The sequence below is a fragment of the Janthinobacterium sp. SUN211 genome (assembly GCF_030587315.1).
Classification (GTDB): domain Bacteria; phylum Pseudomonadota; class Gammaproteobacteria; order Burkholderiales; family Burkholderiaceae_D; genus Janthinobacterium; species Janthinobacterium kumbetense.
On record NZ_JAPWIC010000004.1, the window covers coordinates 576,757 to 593,811 of the forward strand.

The window sequence follows — 17,055 nt, forward strand, 5'->3', positions numbered from 1 at the left end:
TCACTCCTTGCCTTGCGGCGCCGCCTTAGCCGGCTTCGGATATTGCTTGTTGATATCGATGGGCTGCGCATACGCCGAGCTCCACGTCTGCTCATGCAGCGCGGCAATACGCTGCGCCATGGCATCGTTGCGCAGCACCACTTCCAGGTTGCGCGACAGGTCGAAATAGCCGCCCGCCCAGTTGCTCGTGCCGACCCAGGCCAGCTTGCCGTCGATGCTCATGGTCTTGCTGTGGATCACGCGCGCGAACGGAATGAAACCCGTCGACGCCGTGGGTATCGTCACGATGCGGATTTCCACGTTCGGCACCAGGGCCAGGCTTTTCAGGTAAGCGATGGCAGGCGCTTCCGTGTTCCAGGCGGACACCATCAGCTTGATTTTCACGCCGCGCTGGGCAGCCGCGCGCACGGCGTTGTCGATCACGGCGTAGTACGGCCGCGTGCGGTTCGGGCCGTAGGACAGGGGGGCGTAGTCGAGCAACTGGATGCGCACTTCGCTTTTCGCTTCCGCCAGCAAGGCGGGCAAGCCCGCTTCCGAGTCGCCCACGCCGGCCGGGTTGTAGGCATTCGGGCTGGCCAGCAGGAAGGCGTTTTGCGCGTAATTGGCAGGCACGATCTTGCTGTTGAGCACCGTGGCGCGGCTGCCTTGCGACGTCAATGCCTGGGCTTGCCAATCCTGTTCAAAAATCGCTTGCACCTGGCTCACCATGCCTGGCTCCGTGATCTTCAAGCCCGTCTCATGAATGTGCTCGAACGAACGCCAGTCGAAATTCTGGCTGCCGATGTATGCCACCTGGCCATCGACGGCCAGGTATTTCGCGTGCACGATGCCATTGCCCGTGATTTTATTGAAATCGATGAGGCGCAAGTCCAGGTTCGGAATCGCCTTGATCCGGTCGATGGTCGCCGCTTCCGACAGGCCCACGCCCTTCTGGTCCAGCAGGAAGCGGATTTTCACGCCGCGCTGGCCCGCGGCCGTCAGGCTCGCCAGCACTTTTTCAAAGGCCGTGCCCGGCTTGCTGACAGCATAGAACTGGGCGATGACGATTTCTTTCTTGGCTGAATCAAACAGCTCGCTCCACACGGTAACGGGCTCGCGCAGGTCGGGATTCGTCAAGCTCGTTTCCACGGGCGAGGTGTGCACCAGCTCAAAGCCGGGAATCGTGAAATCGGCATGGGCCGTGCCCGCGAACAGACTGGAGAGAACGATAGAAACAAATAAGCGACGCATGGTTATTCCTTGTAATGTTATTTGACGCGCACGATGCGGCCGGCCGCCGTGGCGCTGCCAGCCGGCTTGCCGGCGCGCGCGCGGTCGATCAGGTAATTGCTGAAGGCGTCGATGTCGCGCACGCCCGTGTCCAGGCGGCGCGTGCCGGCAGCCAGCACGGTGAAGCGGTCGCCGCCACCGGCCAGGAAACTGTTGGCGGCGACTCGGTATTGTTGATTGTCTTCAAGAGGAATGGCATTTAGCATGATGCTGCCCGGCAGCACGCGCTGGCCTTGCGGCTGCGTGCTGTCCCAACGGTAGCTAAAACCTTGGGACACTTGCAGCAGATTGCCCTCGCCGGCCTCTTCGCCCGGCCATTGCTGCTCGAGCAAGGTACGGATTTGCGCGCCGGAAAGACTCACGACGATCAGGGTATTGCCAAACGGCACCACGGCCTGATTCTGGCCCACGTTCGTCATCAAGTCGGCGCCCGCTTCCAGGTCCTTGCGGATGCCGCCATTGTTCATCAGGCCAATTTGCGCGCCGGCTGCGCGCGCGCCAAATAAGGTGCTGTCGGCCACCAGGTCGCCCAGCGGGGATGCGCCGCCGCCCTTGGTGCTGCGGCCCACGGTGGGCACGGCGATGGCGGCCACGGGACGCGACAATTCGGCCGCGCTGCGCTGCTTCACCGATTCCAGGTAGGCTGCTACTGCCGGGTCTGGCTCATACATGCCTGGCAGCATGACAACGTTTTGCGCGCTGGCATCGATCAGCGCATTCTTGACGGGATCGACCTTGAGCTTGATGCGCGTCAACATGTGTCCGCCCATTTGCGCTTGCGTCACCAGGCGGCCATCGACACGGCACAGATAACCCTGGTGCGAATGGCCGCTGATGACCAGCTGAATCGCCGGATCGAGGCGTTTCACGACATCCACCACTTCGCCCTTCAGCTGGCTGCAATCGGGCTGGTCGACGGCTTCCTTGGTCTCGCCGCCCTGGTGCAGCAGCACGACGAACACGCCCACGCCCTGCGCGCGCAGCTGCGGCAAGGTGGCGTTGATGGCATCCGCTTCATCACCGAATTGCAAACCGGAAATGCCGGCGGCCGTCACCACGGACGGCGTATCTTTCAGCACGGCGCCGATGAAGCCCACCTTGACGCCATGCGCCTCTTCGATGCGGTAGGCGGGCAGCAAGGACTTGCCCGTCTGCGTGTCGATGACATTGGCCGCCATATAGGTATAGCTGGCGCCCTTGAAATCGGGCGTGAACTTGCACGCCTTGTCGGCGCGCGACGAGTCGCAGCCGCCGCGCTGCTGGCGCAGCAATTCCGCCTTGCCCTGGTCAAATTCATGGTTGCCGACGGAACTGGCCTTCATGCCCAGCATGTTCATGGCAACGATGCTCGGTTCATCGGCCCACAGGGCCGACATGGCGGGGCTGGCGCCGACCAGGTCGCCATTGCCGACAAAAATCAGCTGCGCGTCTTCGCGCCGCCACGCCGTCAATGCGCCGGACAAGGTATCGATGCCACCGGCCTGCACCGTCTTGCGCTCGGCATCGGCGACGCTCGTGTAGGTAAATTTGCTGCGGTCGAGATTGCCGTGAAAATCGTTCAGGGCGACCAGGTTGATATCGACGGGCGCCGCGGAAGGCGTGGGAGGCGTGGCGCAGGCGGCCAGCAGCAAGGTCAGGGCCGCCGCTGCGGCGAGTGGTGTCAGATGATGTTTCATGGTCCCCACGTAGTCATCGTTGTCAAAAGAATCTGTCTCATCCGGGGGGACGCCGCGCGCCGCAAGCCCATCCGAGCATTACAAGAAAGCAGAACATAAACGAAAAAACGGCCGGTGTCGCCACCAGCCGTTTGCAACTTCAATCAAGCGTCGAGATTAGAACTCGTACTTGACCGTAGCCTGGATCGCCCATTGGGACTCACCCTTGTTTTGACGCACATCATAGTTTTCCACTTTGTCGCGGACTTGGTAGATGTAACGGCCTTGAGCATCGAGACCTGCGAAGTCAACAAAGCTGCGTGCCTGACCGCCACCGGATTGGAAGCCGATTTCATTGATACGGCCCCACTTGCGGTTGATCATGTTGCCCACGTTGAAGAAGTCCATCGTGAACACGCCTTTATTGCCTTTGAAGAAGCCTGGTACTTCCTGGCTGATACGCATATCGAAGCTGTTGGTCCATGGTGCGAAGCTGCCATTACGGGAAGCAACACCACCAGCGGATTTTTTCAGATCCGGGTTGCTGTTGACGAAAGCCCAGAAACGGTCTTCGTTGGCATGGTTGGTCGCGGTGTCGTTACGGAACACCACTTCACCCGAACCTGGTTTCGATGGAATGTACATCAGGTCGTTACCCTGCACGCCGTCGCCGTTCAAGTCATTGTTGACGGTCCAGCTGTAAGGCTTGCCCTTGCGGCCTTCATAGAACAGGCCGAAGCTTGTTTTGTAGGTACCGAAGAAACGTTTTTGCCAGTTGATCATGGCATTGAAACGGTCTTTCACCAGGTAGCTCGAGTTCGCCGCCACTTCTTCATTTGGATTGAAGATACTGCGGGCGTTGAAGTTCGAATTCGAAACCGACGACGTCAGTGGCGACACTTCCGTTGCATCCGTGTAGGTGTAGGCAACCGACCAGCCGAAGCCTTTGGTCATTGGCTGGCTCAGCGACAGAGTCACCAGATTGCCTTCTCCCTTGTCCGTTTTCTTGGCAACGAGAACGTTGTTGTAGGCCGTATTTTTCAGAGCACGCGACACAGCCCCCCCGCAAACCGGAGCCGCCGACGAGCTCAACGAGCCAGTGGCAGTCCAGCAATCGGTATTATAGGCATTGGCCGAATAGTACAGATTACGTCCATCCGAACCCTTTGCCGTCGGTGTACCCAAGTTCAGGTGCTCGTAGTAAATCGCATCCTTGTTCTTGGTGCGCAGGTATTCGGCACCGAAAACCAGACCCATCCATGGCAATTCATGTTCGAACGCCAGGTTGGCTTTCCAGATCGATGGCTGGCGCAGGTTTGGCGACAGGAAGTCGACGTTGGCGGCGCCATCACCGATAAAGACTGGTTGCTTGTCAGGATCAGGGTTGAACAGGCCGCCTACGGTCGTACACGGCTTGAAACTACCGCCGCAACCGACGACGCGGGTCGCCATGCCGGAGTTTGCAAACGGGTTCGACATCCACACGGTCGCCGCCGCACCTTGGAACAGGCCGGCACCACCACGGATTTGCGTCGGACGGGCACTGTCAAACGTATAGTTAAAGCCGACACGCGGCTGTACCAGGGTCTGGCCATCGATGGTCTGGGTATTGTCCAGGCCAAAACCACCTGTCTGCGCCGTACCGCCCAGGCCCGTGCGGCCCCCCGTGGCGACGCCTGCCACCATCGGCGCGGCTGCGGCCGCATTGCGCGCAGGACGCTCGCCTATGGCGGCTTTATCCACACGCACGCCGTACTGGACGGTCAGGCGCTTGTTGACAGACCACACATCCTGCAGGAACAAGCCATAATTTTTCAGGCTGAAATCGGCGGCAGCGCCTTCAATTGTGCCGCCCACGACTGGAATCTGCACCTGGTACGAGCTAGGACGGCCAAGGCGGAAGTTTTCCAGGATCGCTTGCTGGATAATTTCGGGCGACGAAGCAGTCTTGCCGCCGCAGGTCACGCTACCAAACGAATACTTGTAGGTTGCCGAGCTATTCGTGCAATTGAATGTGTAATTGCCGTTGATGTTCTGGGCAAACAGGTTATACACATCGTTCTTGCTGTAATCGCCGCCAAACTTGACTTCATGATCACCCACAGCCCAGTTCGCGCCCAGATAGGCATCTTTGGTCTTGGTGGTCAGCACATTCAGCTGGCGGCTCATTTCCGTACCGAAGTTCAAGAAACGGTTATCGGTAGGAACGCCGGCTGGCGTGCCGGCAGGATTGGCACCACTAAATTGCAGGCCAATCGCTGGCAGGCGTGCGTTGTTCGTTGGCGTGCTTTCATAATCGCGCGACGACACCTTGAACTCGGTCGAGAAAGCCGGCGTCCAGTCAGCAAACCATTGGCCGACAACGGTTTCGATCTTCTTATTCTGCGTGTACCAGTAAGAATTGAGCGACAGGCCAGTGGCCGACACGCCAGGGAACATCGGCTCGGATTGGTCCGTTTTCGAATAACGTACCATGGCGCGATGGTTATCGTTGATATTCCAGTCCAGTTTCAACAGGGTATCGTTCACCAGCAGCTGAGTGCCAGCTGGGATTGCCGTGGTACCGATATCGAGGCCACCGTAGTTATTCTTGGCGATCGCTTGCGCTGCCGCAATTGCGGCATCGGAAATACCGACGTTGGTTTTGTTGCTGCCCAGTGGGCCAAACGATGGCGCGGTGCGCGTGCTTTCCAGGCGCTCTTTATTGGCGAAGAAGAACAGTTTGTCCTTGATCAATGGGCCGCCGACGGTAACGCCCTTGGTCGTTTCGCGGAATGGCTCAGGGGAGCTATAGGTGTCTTTGTTATTATCATAACGATCACCAGCCATCTTGTCGTTACGGAAAACGAAATAGGCGCTGCCTTTGAATTCGTTGGTACCCGACTTGGTCACGGCATTGATGTTGGCGCCCGTATAGCCTTTTTGCGTCACGTCATAGTTGGCGACGTTGACTTGCACGGACTGGATCGCCTCGATCGAAATCGGTTGCTTGGCGGTCGGGCTGCCATTCGATTCCAGGCCGAAGGTGTCGTTCACTGCCACGCCATCGATGGTCATCGAGTTGTAGCGCGAGTTTTGACCGGCGACGGACAATTCGCCACGCTCTTTGTCGGTTTGCGATACGCGTGGGTCGGAACGGGCATAATCTTGCAGATTACGTTGGATCGACGCTTGCATGGCCAGCTCGGTTGGACCGATGCTGGTACCGGCGCCCATGTTGGATTTGCTGAACTTATCCGAACGGCCAGCACTGCCAGTCACGCTCACGGTTTGCATCGGCGCGCCGAGGGTGGCGTCCACACTGGCCGTTTCAGCCAGTTGCACGTACACGCCTTCGCGTTTCTCAACTTGACCGTTCTTGGTCACGGTGATCGTGTAAGGGCCACCGGCACGCAAGCCGCGCGCGACGTAGCGGCCTTCCGCATCGGTCGTCACATTGCTGACGGAACCCGACTCGGTATGCACGATGGTGACAGTGGCGCCGGCTGCCGGCTGGCCGTCGGTGGAGGAAATGCGTCCGCCAATGGAGGAGGTAGTGTTCTGTGCGATCGATGGTATCGTCGCCAGTGCAATAGACAGGCTGAACGCGATTTGCGTTAGCCGAAGTCGTTTGTGATTGATCATCTTTAACCCCAGAAAAGACTATTATTTTTGAAAATCCTGGTTTGCCCCACCGTCCGGCTGCGCCGCACAGCAAAACAAACACAACATTTCCTCTTTACGATGCTGCAACTGTTACGCCGGCGGGACTGGCTGCGGTCCTGACAAGACCGTCACAAAACGCCGCTCCACACATCACAACCATTCCTATTCAGACAATAACGGCGGAAAAAACTGCGACCGATCCGTACGACCCAGGGCGCTAGCTCCTGTGTCATTCACCCGACAGGCTTACCCGGCGAACATGGCAAGCCGCGAGTGTAATTGTTAAATATTTCAAGACTGTGACACGGCGGCAAAATGCAGAGGAATGTCGTCATTTAGTTGCGCGACTGTTTGTTTCACTCTGCATCTCACCTTTATTTACTGCAAATACCCATCTTCATACGCTATCAGCCATATGAATTGTGACTTTTTAATATCACATTCATCCCACTATGCATCATCAAAAAATGGATGACAAATACGTTTTTTTTTACATATTTATATATTTTAAGTATAAATAGCGTGGGGTAACTAGCTGGATTGATATCGTGCTGACAGCGTCCGGGCTTATGGCGCGTGATTATAAATGAGCAATATGTACTTGAAATTGATTCATCCAAGAAATTGGACAAAGTCGTGCATCTGCCGTTAATTGTGTCGCATGGCCGCCACAAAATTAACAAAAATACATTACCGGGATTTGAGGGGGGAGAAATGAAAACGGCCGGAGTATCCGGCCGTCCTGAGAGTATCAGTTGTGAACGTCGCGCAACTTACGGTTTGCTGCTCTTGCCTGCCTTGTCGGCCGCGGCAATTTGCGCTTCAAAGCGGGTGAAACGGGCATCGAGTGCTTTCAGCAAACGTTGCTTGTCCGCTTCCGCCAGGAACGAGTACCGCAAGCTGTTATACGACAGCTTTTTGATTTCCGCATAATCGGTCTTGTACTGGCTGGCAAACAGCACGTACTCATTCGACAGGGTATTGCGCGAGACGCCCGCGTCATCGGTGGAGATGACGAAGGGCACGCCATATTTGCGGTACAGGGTGATCGGATGGGCCTGGCCCTTGATGCCGAGAATGTAATCGTTGCTGGTCAAGTTCACTTCCACGGGTATGCCCCGTTCGCGCATCTTTTGCATGGTCGCCAGCGCATTGTGCTCGTAGGCGATATCCATGCCGTGACCGATACGGTCGGCGCCCGCCACATCGACGGCTTCGGCGATATGGAAAGCCATGCCTTCCGGCGGCACCATGCCCAGCGCCAGCTCGCCGGCGTGCAAGGCGATCTTAACGTTCGGATATTTTGCCTTGAGGAACTTGAACATTTCCATGTGCAGGCTGTAATCGCGCATCGACACGTTCACGCTTTCCTGGCCCACGATGTTCACGCCCACCAGCAAGGGATTCAGGCTCGCTGCCTTGAACGCGGCCACCATCGAGGAAAAAACTTGCGATGGCGACAGGAAACGCAACACATATGCCTGGTAACGCATGGTGAAGTGCGCATCGTCGATGCCGGCGCTGCTGACGTTGACGTTGTCGTTGTAGGCGGTGATGCTTTTCTGGAAGCCGGCATCCTGCTCCAGGCTGCCTGTCCAGTTGGCCAGCAGCGCTTGCAACGCGGCCGGCTGCAAGCCCGGCGCCAGCACTTGCTGGTCGAACTGCGCGTTTTGCACGAATGGCGACAGCTCGAAAATCGTTTCGATATAGCTGAGGTTTTCCGCGATGGCGCGCTGCTTCAGGGTTTTCAGGCCATCGGCCGTGTTCGTGGATGCCACGGGGCCGAAATAGCCAAAGGTATCGAAGAAGGTACGGTCCGGCGGCGTCTGGATGGCGCCGTGATTATAGAAATCCTTGGTCGACCAGCGCTGCAGCAATTCCGCATACAGGCCCGCATCGGCAAACACTTCCGTGGACGACAGGCATCCACGCTGCGTGGCCGGCTTGGCGTGCTCGGCCGCCACGACGTCCTTGTTGCTTTCGATGCGATACGTTGTCTTGTTGACGCAATAGTTTTCCTTGTCGACCCAGTCGAGGAATTGCTCGGCGTAAATGGCGCCCGAGTAATGGTGATGCAAGTCACCGCCCTTGGGCATCATGGAAAAGAACAGGCTCAACTCGGCTGTCTTCGGCTGCGCACCGGCAACCAGCGCGGCAAAATGGCGCGCGGTGGCTGCTTCATTGGAAGACGGGGCGGCCTGCGCCGTTCCGGTCAAGGCCAGCGCGGCGCCAAGCGCCAGGCCAGTGAGTTTCTTGTGCATTCGCGTTCTCGCTCAGGATAATTCGTGTTGAACAACGGGTAGGTCAGCCCTGCCCCCGCACATGCACGCATCGACCGCCTGAATAGGTGGCGGCCACGGCACGGTCGTCGCCCAGCAGCGCAAAGGCAAACAGCAATTCCTCCAGGCTTTGACAGCCGGCAGTGCGGCGCTCGAGCAGCGGCGTCGATTGCTTGTCGAGCACAATAAAATCCGCTTCCGTGCCTGCCGCGAAATTGCCCAGGGTGCCTTCCAGTTGCATGGCCCGTGCAGCGCCCAGGGTCGCCAGGTAAAACATGCGCAAGGCGGGCAGATAGCTGCCTTTCAAGCGTGCTACTTTATAGGCTTCGTTCATTGTTTGCAACATCGAGAACGAGGTGCCGCCGCCCACGTCGGTGGCCAGCGACAGCAGCACCCGCGCCGCATCGGCCCGCTCGAAATCGAACAGGCCGCTGCCCAGGAACAGGTTTGATGTAGGACAAATGGCGGCCGCCGACGACGTCTCCGCCATGCGCGCCCGGTCGCGCTCGTCGAGCCAGATGCAATGCCCGAACATGGCGCGCGGACGCAGCATGCCGTACTGGTCATATACATCGAGATAGCTGCGCGCCTGCGGATGCAATTCGCGCACCCAGCGGCATTCATCCGCGTTTTCCGACACGTGCGTCTGCAAATACGTATCCGGATAGGCGCGCGCCAGCTCGCCCGCCAGGTGCATCTGTTCATTTGTCGAGGTCGGCACGAAACGGGGCGTGATCGCGTACAGCGAACGGCCGTGCTTGTGCCAGCGCTGGATCAGCTCTTCGCTTTCGCGCGCGCCCGACTCGGCCGTGTCGCGCAGGAACTCGGGGCAATTGCGGTCCATCATGACCTTGCCCGCCACCATGCGCAAGCCGCGCGCCTCGCTGGCGCCAAAGAAGGCATCGACCGATTGCGGATGCACGCTGCCATACACCATGGCCGTCGTGGTGCCGCAGCGCAGCAGTTCATCGAGGAAAAACTCGGCCACATCGCGCGCATGTTGAGGATTCTCAAACGCGCGTTCGGTAGGAAACGTATACGTTTCCAGCCACGGCAGCAAACCGGGAGCGGGCGAGGCGATCATTTCCGTCTGCGGGAAGTGCAGATGGGTATCGATGAAACCCGGCACGATCAGCTTGCCGCGGTAATCGACGATCTCGGTGCCGGGCGGCAAAGTCGCTTGCAGTTGCGCATAATCGCCGGCGGCCACGACCTTGCCATCGGCCACGATCAGCAAGCCATCCGCATGCCAGGCGTGCGCCTCCTCGCTAAAGGCGGGATCGGCGTGAAAGTGCAGCAAGCTGGCACGGTAAGCTTGCAATGTAGCAGGAACAATCGGCATGACTTCTTTCTATAACGGGTGAATGGCGGCGCGTTTCTCGCGTCGCGGTGGCGCGCTGGCCGAGGCCAGCCGCAGCGGTGCGGCCAGGGCGGCCGCGGCCGCTTCCTCCCACACCATGAGTAGTTGACAGGCAACGGACGCGGCGATCACGGCCGGCGCCTTGTTGCGGATGCCGGGCATGCCGATCGGACACACCATGGCGGCAATGCGCGCGTCGGGCACGCCGCGCGCCTGCAGGCGGTGCTCGAACTGCTTGCGTTTCGTGTGCGAACCGATCAGCCCAAACCAGCCCGCATCCTCGCGCTCCATGATGGCTTGCGTCAAGCGCTGATCGAGCGCATGACTATGCGTCATGACGAGAAAACTGCCGCCCGGCGGCGCCATGGCGACAAATTCCTCGGGCGTATCGGTGGCGGCGATGCGCACATTATCCGGTAGTTGCGCAGGAAACATGTCTTCGCGTTCATCGACCCAGGTGATATTGCAGGGCAAGTGGGCCAGCGCGCGCACGATGGCGGCACCCACATGGCCGGCGCCAAACAAGGTCAAATGGGCGCGCGGCGCCAGGCAGGGATCGACCAGCCAGCGCCGGCCCTTGCCATCCTGCGCGACATGGGTACTGCGTTCGCGCGAAAACGTGTCGGGCGCCTGTGCGCCTGTACCGGCGATCAGGCGACCGGCAGCATCGAACAGCGCCGACACGGCTTCACCGTCGAGCGCCGTCAAACGCCAGCTGTCTTGCTGGCGGCGTTCGCGCAAGGTGGCCAGCAATTCGTTCAGGCTGGCATCGACATATTCGAATGCCAGGTGGACGACGCCGCCGCAGCATTGTCCCAGGCTGGGGCCCAGCGCAAAACGCTCGAGCCGCGCATGGGTCTCGCCCGTGGCCAGCATGGTCTTGGCGATTTCCACGGCGCGCAATTCCAGGTGGCCGCCACCGATGGTGTCCAGCTGGCCATCGAGGGTCACGCGCATCTTCGCCCCCGCCTCCCGCGGCCCGGAACCTTCCACCAGGGCAACCGTCACCAGCACAGATGCCTGCGTGTCGTTCTCCATCGCTGTCAGCCAGTCGCTCATGCTCTGCTCCTAGGCACCCGCATGCGCCGCTTGCACGGCCATGACCGCCTTGAGGATTTCCTCGCTGGTGGCGGGGGCGTTGAGCGGTGGCTGCACGGCGTGATGACCCACGCTGGAAATGGCGTCGCGGATGGCGAAGAACACGGAAAACGGCAACAGCAGCGGCGGCTCGCCCACGGCCTTGGAACGGTGGATGCTGTCTTCCACATTGCGATTCTGAAACAGTTTCACGCGAAAATCTTCCGGGCAATCGGAAATACCCGGAATTTTGTACGTCGATGGCGCGTGCGTCATCAGCTTGCCCGCCGCATTCCACCACAGTTGCTCCGTCGTCAGCCAACCCATGCCCTGGATAAATGCCCCCTCCACTTGACCCAGATCAATCGCGGGATTCAATGACTGGCCCGCATCGTACAGGGCGTCCGCACGCAGCAATTTCCATTCGCCCGTCAGGGTATCGACCACCACTTCGGCCACAGCCGCGCCATACGCGTAATACGAAAACGGATGGCCCGTCATCGTCTTCGCATCCCACGACAGGCCGGGCGTGGCATAGAAACCGTCTGACCACAGTTGTACGCGGGCCAGATACGCCTTCTGCACCAGTTCGGCAAACGCGACGACATGGCCATGCACGTGAATATGGTTGTCAAAGAAGCGCACAGCAGCAACGTCGCCGCCGTACAGTTTGACCGCGTAATCGGCCAGGCGTTCACGGATTTGGCGCGCCGCATCCTGCGCCGCCTTGCCGTTCAGGTCGGCGCCGGTGGACGCCGCCGTAGCCGACGTGTTCGCCACCTTGCTGGTATCGGTGGCCGTGGCCCGCACGCGGTCCAGGTCCAGGCCCAGCTCGTGCGCCACCACCTGCATGACCTTGGTATTGATGCCCTGTCCCATTTCCGTGCCGCCATGGTTGACCAGCACGGAGCCATCCACGTACACGTGCACGAGGGCGCCGGCCTGGTTCAGATGCGTGACGTTGAAAGCGATGCCGAATTTCAAGGGCGTGAAGGCCAGACCCTTCTTCAGGACTGGGCTGGCCTCGTTGAAGGCGTCGATGGCGCGGCGGCGCGCCCGGTAATCGCTGCTCTCTTCCAGTTCGGCAACAAGTTCATGGATCACGTTGTCGACGATCTTCTGGCCATATGGCGTGACGTTGCGTCCCTCGGCATCGTTGCGGCCATAGAAATTGAGCAGGCGGATATCGAGCGCATCGCGTTGCAAGTGGCGGGCGATTTCATCGATGACGTACTCGATGGCAATGGCGCCCTGCGGCCCGCCAAAGCCCCGGAATGCCGTGTTCGACTGGGTATTCGTCTTGCCGCAGGCGGCGCGGATATCCACGTCGGACAGGTAATATGTATTGTCGAAGTGACAGACGGCGCGCGTGGCGACAGGGCCGGACAAGTCGGCCGAATAGCCCGCGCGCGTGGTCATGTCGACCTTGGCGGCAAGGATGCGGCCTTCGTCGTCGTAGCCCACTTCGTACTCATAGTAAAAACAATGGCGCTTGCCCGTCACCAGCATGTCGTCGTCGCGGTCGGCGCGCAATTTCACGGGACGCTTCAGTTTGGCCGCTGCGATCGATGACGCCGCCGCCCACAGGGCCGATTGCGATTCCTTGCCGCCGAAGCCGCCGCCCATGCGCCGGCACTCGACCGTGATGTTGTGCGAATGCACGCCCAGCGCATGCGCCACCACGTGCTGCATCTCGCTCGGATGCTGGGTCGAACACAGCACCAGCATGCCTTGCGCTTCCTTCGGGATGGCGTAGGAAATCTGTCCTTCCAGATAAAACTGTTCCTGGCCGCCCACATACAGCTGGCCCTTGACCACATGCGGCGCGCCTTCGAACGCGGCCTGGTAGTTGCCGCGCGTCAGCTGCATCGGCGGCAGCACGTACGATTGCGCGGCCTTGGCCGCTTGCGGCGTCATGATCGCGGGCAATTCCTCATATGACACTTGCGCCAGGCGGGCGGCGCGGCGCGCATGGTCATGCGTATCGGCCACGACGATGAAGATGGGCTGACCCACGTATTGCACCAGATCAAAAGCCAGGATGGGATCATCGTGGATAATGGGACCGCAATCATTCGTGCCGGGAATGTCCTGCGCCGTATAGACGGCAACGACACCGCCAGCGGCGCGCACGGCCGACAAATCCATGGCCGTAATGCGCGCATGGGGCTTTTGCGACAGCCCCAGCGCCGCATGCAAGGTACCCTGCAGCTCGGCGATGTCGTCCGTGTACGTGGCTTGCCCCAGCACATGCAATTGTGCCGATTCATGCGGGCTGGGCTTGCCCACGGCGGCCCAGGCAGCCGCTTGCAGTTCGGGCGTGGCAGGATGGTTCATGCTGGTCCTTTCAAGCGCGGCAAGCGTAGGCGTTGACGGCCGTGCGCAACAGCGGCGCAGCGGGGCGTGTTTCCAGCCAGAAGCGGCGTAGCAGGTTTTGCGCCGTCGTCATGCGATAGGTAGTCGACGCGCGCATGTCAGACAGCGGCGCATAATCGTCGGCCAGCAAGCGCATGGCGATGACCAGGTTCTCTTCCGTCCACGCCTGTCCACGCAAAAATGCTTCCGTTTGCGCGGCACGCTGCGGCGTGGCCGCCATGCCGCCAAAGGCGATGCGCGCATCGACGATATGTTCGCCATCGAGCTGGAACGCGAACGCGGCGCACACGGCCGAAATATCCTGGTCGAAGCGCTTGGCCAGTTTATAGGTGCGAAATTGCACGTCGGCACGTGGCAAGGGAACGCGCACGGCTTCGACGAATTCGCCTGGCTGCAGATCTTTCTTTTGGTACCCCAGATAGAAGTTTTCCAGCGGCATGATGCGCTGGCCGGCGGAGCTGCGCAGCACAATCTCGCTGCCCAGCGCAATCAGCCACGGCATCGAGTCGCCGATGGGAGAACCATTGGCCACATTGCCGCCCAGGGTACCCGCGTTACGAATTGGTAAGGAGGCAAAGCGCTGCCACAGTTCCGACAATTCCTCCGGGTAATGCTGGCACAGCGCCCCGTAAGCATCGTTCAGGCTGGCGCCAGCGCCGATGTGCAGCTTGCCGTCGTCCACGGAGATGGTTTTCAGCGCAGCCACGTGGCCCAGATAAATGATGTCGCCCAGGTCGCGCAATTGCTTGGTCACCCACAAGCCCACGTCCGTGGAACCGGCTAGCAGGCACGCTTGCGGCTTTTCCGCGCGCAACGCCACCAGTTCATCGATGCTGCGCGGCGCGTGGAAGTGCTGGCCGCCATGTTCATACGTATGCAGGATGCCGCGCTGCAGCGCCTGCAATTGCTCCCTCAAGGCATCGCGATCGAACGTGACGTGCGGCAATTCCCCCATGCGCCTGGCGGCATCGATGATGGGCCGGTAACCGGTGCAGCGGCACAGATTGCCCGACAGGGTGTCGTCGATTTCGCAGCGCGTGGGCGTCTCGCCGTTTTTCTGCAGATACATGCCCCACAAGGACATGACAAAACCTGGCGTGCAAAAACCGCACTGGGAACCGTGGCATTCGACCATCGCCTGCTGCACCGGGTGCAGGGCGCCGTCCGGCTGCTGCAAGTCTTCCACGGAAAACAGGGCCTTGCCATCGAGGGTGGGCGTGAGCTGGATGCAGGCGTTGACGGCCTTCATCTCGACCTGGCCATCGACCAGGCTGCCGATGACGACGGTGCAGGCGCCGCAATCGCCTTCGGCGCAGCCTTCCTTGGTGCCCGTGCAATGCAAATCCTCGCGCAGGTGCTGCAACACAGTCTGCGTAGGGGCGGCGTTGCGTACTTCCTGTACGGCACCACGGTAATAAAAGCGGATCGGTTCTGACATGCTGGCCTCGGTATAGTCCCAGTATAGGAGATTAACACCGGCATATGGGACAACTATATGCAAAGACTGATTTTACTTATCATCCAATATCAATACCCTTCAAACTGCATAGGGATGCGTCGCATGCCAGTGTTCGGCGATATCGATGCGGCGCGTGATCCACACCTGCTCATGGCCCTGCACATAATCGAGGAAGCGCGCCAGCGCCGCGGCCCGTCCCGGACGTCCCACCAGGCGGCAATGCAAGCCCACCGACAACATCTTCGGCTGATTCAAGCCGTTCGGATCGCCTTCCGCATACAGCACATCGAAGGCATCCTTCAGATAATCGAAAAATTGCGTGCCCGAATTAAAGCCTTGCATGGCGGCAAAACGCATGTCGTTCGTGTCCAGGGTGTAAGGCACGATCAACTGCGGCTGCACGGCCGGCATGCCAGCGGCATCCGTGTACGCCACTTTCTCCCAGAATGGCAGATCGTCGCCATAGTAATCGGCGTCGTAGCGGAAACCGCCATGCTCGACCACCAGTTTGCGCGTATTGGGCGAATCGCGCCCCGTGTACCAGCCTTGCGGGGCGGAACCGGTCAATTCGCGGATAATCTGCACGGCTTCGCGCATGTGTTCGCGCTCCATTGCTTCATCCATGTTTTGGTAGGAAATCCAGCGCAAGCCATGGCAGGCGATTTCATGCCCCAGTTCCTGGAAAGCCGCCACCGCCTCCGGATTGCGTTTCAAGGCCATCGATACGCCGAATACGGTCAGCGGCAGGCGCCGCTCCTCGAACATGCGCAGCAAGCGCCATAATCCGGCACGCGAGCCGTATTCGTAGATCGACTCCATGCTCAGGTGGCGCGCGGGAAAAGCGGCCGCACCGATCATTTCCGATAAAAAGGTTTCCGAGGCAGGATCGCCATGCAGCACGCTGTTTTCCGCCCCTTCCTCATAATTGAGGACGAATTGCAAGGCGATGCGGGCCTTGCCCGGCCATTGCGGATGCGGGGGCGTGCGGCCATAGCCGATCAAGTCGCGTGGATAATCTTCGTAATTGTTCATGCGGAGGCGCGCCTATAGGAGGACAATGTTGGCTATATGCCCAATCATATAGCCAGGCGCAGTCACCGGTATATGATTTGCACGATAAGCACATTCACTCACCCTATATACAGGATAGCAAATGGGAAAACTCAGCACGCATGTACTCGATATCGCCCACGGCAGGCCGGGAGCCGGCGTCAAGGTGGCCCTGTTTTCAGTCGCGCCGGAAGGAAAAGTGCTATTGAAGATGGATATGACCAATAGCGATGGCCGCTGCAGCACGCCTTTGCTGGAAGGCGAGAGCATGAAAGCGGGTCAATATGAACTGGTGTTTAACGCAGGCGACTATTTCGCCGCCCAGGGAGTGGAACTGCCTTCGCCCCGCTTCATCGATCTGGTCACCCTGGCCTTCGGCATTGCGCATACGGACGAGAACTACCACGTGCCGCTGGTGGTGTCCCCGTGGTCGTATTCGACCTATCGCGGAAGTTAAGCGACGTTACATGACAAAGGCAGCGCGCAGCGCTGCTTTTTTTACGCCTGTCTGTTGGCAAAACCAAACCGCCAGACGTAAAAAAACCCCAACCGGATCACCGGAAGGGGTTTTTTCGAATAACAAGCCTGACGATAACCTACTTTCACACTGGTTGCAGCACTATCATCGGCGCAAAGTTGTTTCACGGTCCTGTTCGGGATGGGAAGGGGTGGGACCAACTTGCTATGGTCATCAGGCATAACTTGTACTGGCGTTTGTCCTCAGTGGAGCGACAAAGCCTGAATCTGGAAGAAGCAAAGATTGGGTAATGACTGGTTGTATCAACACACACGCAACGTTGTACCGTCTTATCCTCTGTACCTGCTAAGGTTATAGGGACAAGCCGTACGGGCAATTAGTACTGGTTAGCTTAATGCATTACTGCA

Annotated in this window: 10 protein-coding genes and 1 rRNA gene; 1 reads left to right on the forward strand and 10 read right to left on the reverse strand. The window is 59.4% G+C overall.

The window, feature by feature from the left end:
* The 9 genes from O3301_RS17360 to puuE form a co-directional block, all read right to left on the reverse strand.
* Window positions 1-1,230 (reverse strand): phospholipase D-like domain-containing protein, encoded by a 1,230-nt coding sequence (locus O3301_RS17360; protein ID WP_305056990.1) that lies wholly within the window; start codon window positions 1,228-1,230, stop codon window positions 1-3.
* A gap of 17 nt (window positions 1,231-1,247) precedes the next feature.
* Window positions 1,248-2,945, reverse strand: a complete 1,698-nt coding sequence (locus tag O3301_RS17365; protein WP_305056991.1) for a bifunctional UDP-sugar hydrolase/5'-nucleotidase — start codon at window positions 2,943-2,945, stop codon at window positions 1,248-1,250.
* Between the two features lie 156 nt (window positions 2,946-3,101).
* A complete protein-coding gene (locus tag O3301_RS17370; RefSeq protein ID WP_289917929.1) occupies window positions 3,102-6,548 on the reverse strand; it encodes a TonB-dependent receptor in 3,447 nt (1,148 codons plus the stop codon).
* 794 nt (window positions 6,549-7,342) lie between these two features.
* The gene (locus O3301_RS17375; RefSeq protein WP_305056992.1) at window positions 7,343-8,830 is read right to left on the reverse strand and encodes an adenosine deaminase; all 1,488 of its coding nucleotides are present in this window, start codon (window positions 8,828-8,830) and stop codon (window positions 7,343-7,345) included.
* Window positions 8,831-8,873: 43 nt separating this feature from the next.
* Window positions 8,874-10,190 carry a guanine deaminase gene (guaD, locus tag O3301_RS17380; protein WP_289899781.1) on the reverse strand — a complete coding sequence of 439 codons (1,317 nt, stop codon included), beginning with the start codon at window positions 10,188-10,190 and terminating at the stop codon, window positions 8,874-8,876.
* Window positions 10,191-10,199: 9 nt separating this feature from the next.
* Window positions 10,200-11,267, reverse strand: coding sequence for a xanthine dehydrogenase accessory protein XdhC (gene xdhC / locus O3301_RS17385; protein ID WP_305056993.1), 1,068 nt, complete (start codon window positions 11,265-11,267; stop codon window positions 10,200-10,202).
* Between the two features lie 9 nt (window positions 11,268-11,276).
* Complete coding sequence (gene xdhB, locus O3301_RS17390) at window positions 11,277-13,622, reverse strand: xanthine dehydrogenase molybdopterin binding subunit (RefSeq protein WP_305056994.1); 2,346 nt, start codon at window positions 13,620-13,622, stop codon at window positions 11,277-11,279.
* A gap of 10 nt (window positions 13,623-13,632) precedes the next feature.
* Window positions 13,633-15,099 carry a xanthine dehydrogenase small subunit gene (xdhA, locus tag O3301_RS17395; RefSeq protein WP_305056995.1) on the reverse strand — a complete coding sequence of 489 codons (1,467 nt, stop codon included), beginning with the start codon at window positions 15,097-15,099 and terminating at the stop codon, window positions 13,633-13,635.
* Between the two features lie 99 nt (window positions 15,100-15,198).
* Window positions 15,199-16,152: an allantoinase PuuE gene (gene puuE / locus O3301_RS17400; RefSeq protein WP_305056996.1), complete on the reverse strand. Its 954-nt coding sequence runs from the start codon at window positions 16,150-16,152 to the stop codon at window positions 15,199-15,201.
* Window positions 16,153-16,273: 121 nt separating this feature from the next.
* On the opposite strand from puuE, the gene uraH reads away from it, so the two are divergent.
* A complete protein-coding gene (gene uraH / locus O3301_RS17405) occupies window positions 16,274-16,627 on the forward strand; it encodes a hydroxyisourate hydrolase (protein WP_070303439.1) in 354 nt (117 codons plus the stop codon).
* 126 nt (window positions 16,628-16,753) lie between these two features.
* On the opposite strand, the gene rrf is transcribed toward uraH, so the two are convergent.
* A 5S ribosomal RNA gene (gene rrf, locus O3301_RS17410) occupies window positions 16,754-16,866 on the reverse strand.
* Between the last annotated feature and the right edge of the window lie 189 nt (window positions 16,867-17,055).

Bases quoted from the DNA above. Each gene is read 5' to 3' on its own strand.
- O3301_RS17365 (WP_305056991.1), bottom strand. From the start codon at position 2,945: ATGAAACATCATCTGACACCACTCGCCGCAGCGGCGGCCCTGACCTTG.
- guaD (WP_289899781.1), bottom strand. From the start codon at position 10,190: ATGCCGATTGTTCCTGCTACATTGCAAGCTTACCGTGCCAGCTTGCTG.
- xdhC (WP_305056993.1), bottom strand. From the start codon at position 11,267: ATGAGCGACTGGCTGACAGCGATGGAGAACGACACGCAGGCATCTGTG.
- O3301_RS17360 (WP_305056990.1), bottom strand. From the start codon at position 1,230: ATGCGTCGCTTATTTGTTTCTATCGTTCTCTCCAGTCTGTTCGCGGGC.
- O3301_RS17375 (WP_305056992.1), bottom strand. From the start codon at position 8,830: ATGCACAAGAAACTCACTGGCCTGGCGCTTGGCGCCGCGCTGGCCTTG.
- xdhA (WP_305056995.1), bottom strand. From the start codon at position 15,099: ATGTCAGAACCGATCCGCTTTTATTACCGTGGTGCCGTACAGGAAGTA.
- O3301_RS17370 (WP_289917929.1), bottom strand. From the start codon at position 6,548: ATGATCAATCACAAACGACTTCGGCTAACGCAAATCGCGTTCAGCCTG.
- uraH (WP_070303439.1), top strand. From the start codon at position 16,274: ATGGGAAAACTCAGCACGCATGTACTCGATATCGCCCACGGCAGGCCG.
- xdhB (WP_305056994.1), bottom strand. From the start codon at position 13,622: ATGAACCATCCTGCCACGCCCGAACTGCAAGCGGCTGCCTGGGCCGCC.
- puuE (WP_305056996.1), bottom strand. From the start codon at position 16,152: ATGAACAATTACGAAGATTATCCACGCGACTTGATCGGCTATGGCCGC.